The sequence below is a fragment of the Nocardia sp. CY15 genome (genome assembly GCF_009829295.1).
Lineage (GTDB): Bacteria > Actinomycetota > Actinomycetes > Mycobacteriales > Mycobacteriaceae > Nocardia > Nocardia sputi.
In genome coordinates this window covers 1-2905 of the sequence record NZ_VUOT01000078.1, presented here as the reverse complement: position 1 = coordinate 2905, position 2905 = coordinate 1, and the positions used below count along the sequence as shown (strand labels likewise).

General features: G+C 60.4%; 3 protein-coding genes. All 3 read left to right on the top strand.

Going from position 1 to position 2905, the window contains the following annotated elements; all coding sequences use genetic code 11:
- The first annotated feature begins 148 nt into the window (after positions 1-148).
- The 3 genes from GVY39_RS33585 (at position 149) to GVY39_RS33575 (ending at position 2620) form a co-directional block, all read left to right on the top strand.
- Positions 149-946, top strand: a complete 798-nt coding sequence (locus tag GVY39_RS33585; RefSeq protein ID WP_159930988.1) for a hypothetical protein — start codon at positions 149-151, stop codon at positions 944-946.
- 156 nt (positions 947-1102) lie between these two features.
- Positions 1103-1993, top strand: coding sequence for an HAD family hydrolase (locus GVY39_RS33580; protein WP_159930990.1), 891 nt, complete (start codon positions 1103-1105; stop codon positions 1991-1993).
- Positions 1994-2620 (top strand): hypothetical protein, encoded by a 627-nt coding sequence (locus GVY39_RS33575; protein WP_201295441.1) that lies wholly within the window; start codon positions 1994-1996, stop codon positions 2618-2620. It begins immediately after the preceding gene.
- The last annotated feature ends 285 nt before the right edge of the window (positions 2621-2905 follow it).

The window sequence follows — 2905 nt, the reverse complement described above, 5'->3', positions numbered from 1 at the left end:
CGGACACCGGCTGAGTACGCTGCGGCCTGCACCCACACCCACCACCCGGTGGACTGCGGGATCAACTGACAACTGACGAACAACCCGGGCTCTACTCCCGGGTGGTCGCATTATCGGGGACCGGCCAGATCCGCCGCAGGGCAGCTCAATGCAGCTCGACAATGAGGGGTTCCTGCCGGAACTGGGGTGGATCTACCCGGTGGCTCAGTACGCTCGATTCCCGGTTTCGTCGGCGGCCGAGCATCTGGCGGCCGCCGAAGTTCTCATATCGGATTGGTTCAACGGGGCAGTCCCGCCGCCAGCCACGTCACGATCTTGGCCGTCGTCCGTGCTGGTGCTGTGTCGATCCGCAATGGAAGCCTCTGCCCGCACGATCTGGCTCATCGGCGACCCCAGCCGGGATGTAAGGCAACAGCGATGCGCGGCTGAGGCCTTAAAAGAGCTGGAGGAGATGCTCAAGTGGGCCAAGCAGGATCGAGCTACAAGCGTGGCCGAAGGGCGGGATGTGGCGACGTTCGAAGCTTCTGCGGAAGAACTGAAGACAGCGATCGCGAAAGCGAAGGCGGCGAGCGGCGGGATCATGGCACCCGGGTTCACTGCGATGACTGCAGCTGGGGCCGCCTGGATCGACGCCAACCCTCTGAAACACGCCCGTGAGCTGCTCAGCGGGAAGCACTTCGAACTTATGACGAAGGCGTCGTACTCAATCAGCTCCAGCTTCACCCACGGCTACAGCTGGACACTGAACGTCATCGGCAGCCAAGACGAGCTATTCGGGTTGGTGGCCGACCTGCTCATGAGCGCTGTGTTGATGACCGAAACCGCGATCGCACTGTTCGAGGCGCAGATGCTGTCCCCTGGCGAGCAGTGGCAGAACGAGGACCTCCCGGCCCGGCTGGGTCCAACCATCGCTGAGTGGACACCTCGGTACCGCGAAGCCTCGTAAGTCGCGTGGTCGCCAGCGCTGTTCGGCGGTATCGATGCGAAAGGCCCCGCCACCTGGCGGGGCCTTTCTGCCCGGGCATCGGGTGCCCTGTGGTGAGCTTGGCGTATCTGAAGCTGGGATTACCGATGTCGTAGCTCTCGACTACCTTCGGCTGTCATGGCGATGAGGCGCAGCGACAAGCCAAAGGTCGCACTTCTTGTTACCGATCTCGACAATACGTTGTGGGACTGGTTCGACGCCTGGTATGTCTCCTTTTCCGCCATGTTGCGCAAGCTGGAAGAGATGAGCGGGATACCTCAAGCCCGACTGGAAGAAGAAATCAGGGCTGTGCACCAACGGCGAGGCACAGCCGAGTACTCAGCGCTCCTCACGGAACTCCCCTCGCTTCAGGAGCTACACCCGAACGAGAACCTGCTGCAAGTCTATGACTCTGCGATCCACATTCTTAATTCCGAACGTCTACGCGCCACCCGCCTGTACCCAGGTGTCAAGGAGACCATCGAGGAGCTTCGTCGACGCAACGTGCCAGTCGTCGCATACACCGAGTCAGTCGCCTACTGGTCGGAGTGGCGGATCAAGAAGACCGGACTTGATGGCCTCATATCGACGCTTTACACCGCTCCCGACCACGACCTCCCCCTCGGCCTCACTGTCAACAACCTGAGGAAACTTCCTGCCGAGGAATACGGCTTGAAGGCAACCGAGCATCGGCACGTCCCCAAAGGTGTGCTCAAACCAGACACCAGCATCCTGAGCAAGATCATGACAGACCGAGGTCTCTCCCCGCGCCAGGTCGTCTACGTCGGAGACAGCCTAATGAAGGACGTGGCAATGGCCCAGCGAACCGGGGCCCACGACGTCCACGCGCAGTACGGCGTCGTGCAGAATCGGGCAGAGTATGAGCTCCTCCGCCGGGTGTCGCACTGGACCGACGAAGACATACAGCGAGAGAAAGCCATCTCCACCGGACGCGATCTGCAGGCGAATTACACTCTCGCAAAAACGTTTTCGGAGCTCCTGCTCCACTTTGATTTCAGGGAGGCGTAGTTGGAAGAGAAGGACATCCCCCACTACCTTGAGATGTGGAAGAAGACAGTGGAGGTACAGCAGCACTTCAACGACCTTGAGTGGCGCATCCGGGGACTGGCCATGACCGTCTTGACCTTCGCGTTCGGTGCCGCCGCAGTGGCAGCCAAAGACGGCACAGCAGTCAAAGTCTTCAGCTTCTCACTTCAGCTGTCCTGCATCGTGCTGGTTCTGGGCTTCGTTCTGTGGCTGGCCTTCTACTTCGTTGACAAGGTCTGGTATCACCAACTCCTGACCGGCGCTGTCAAGCACGGCGACGAGCTCGAACAGGAGCTTAGAACCCAGCTGCCACACGCAGGGCTGACCGGGCAGATCGGAAGAAGTAGCCCTCAGGTGATCAAGATCTTCTTCTGGAGTAAAGAACTTCACTCGACCGGAAAGCTCCGACTTTTTTACGCGATTGGAGCCGCAGCATTACTTTTCGCGGCCATCGCCCTCCAGCTCGGATCGACTCCGCCAGCCCAGCCCAAACGAGCCGAAACAACCACTTCGATGGCCAGTTGCAACTCGCTCAGCCAGCAGGAACTACGAGCGTCCTGCGATGCCGACAGTACAGAGCCCCGTCGAACACAAAGCGCAGCAATTTGAGAAGCGGCCCACCGAAGCTCAAAATGGACCACCTGGTCGGTGACCCTGGCTCTATCCGAGCTAGGGAGAACCGAAGGGATGCTCGCTGTGGAGGATTGGGCTGAGATTCGCCGTTTGAGAAGGTCAGAGGGCCGAAACAGCTCCCGGTGTTGACGATGGTGGCCGGTCCCCGATAATGCGACCACCCGGGAGTAGAGCCCGGGTTGTTCGTCAGTTGTCAGTTGATCCCGCAGTCCACCGGGTGGTGGGTGTGGGTGCAGGCCGCAGCGTACTCAGCCGGTGTCC

Excerpts from the sequence above, each read along its gene's own strand:
- GVY39_RS33580 (WP_159930990.1), top strand. The coding sequence starts at position 1,103 with ATGGCGATGAGGCGCAGCGACAAGCCAAAGGTCGCACTTCTTGTTACC.
- GVY39_RS33585 (WP_159930988.1), top strand. The coding sequence starts at position 149 with ATGCAGCTCGACAATGAGGGGTTCCTGCCGGAACTGGGGTGGATCTAC.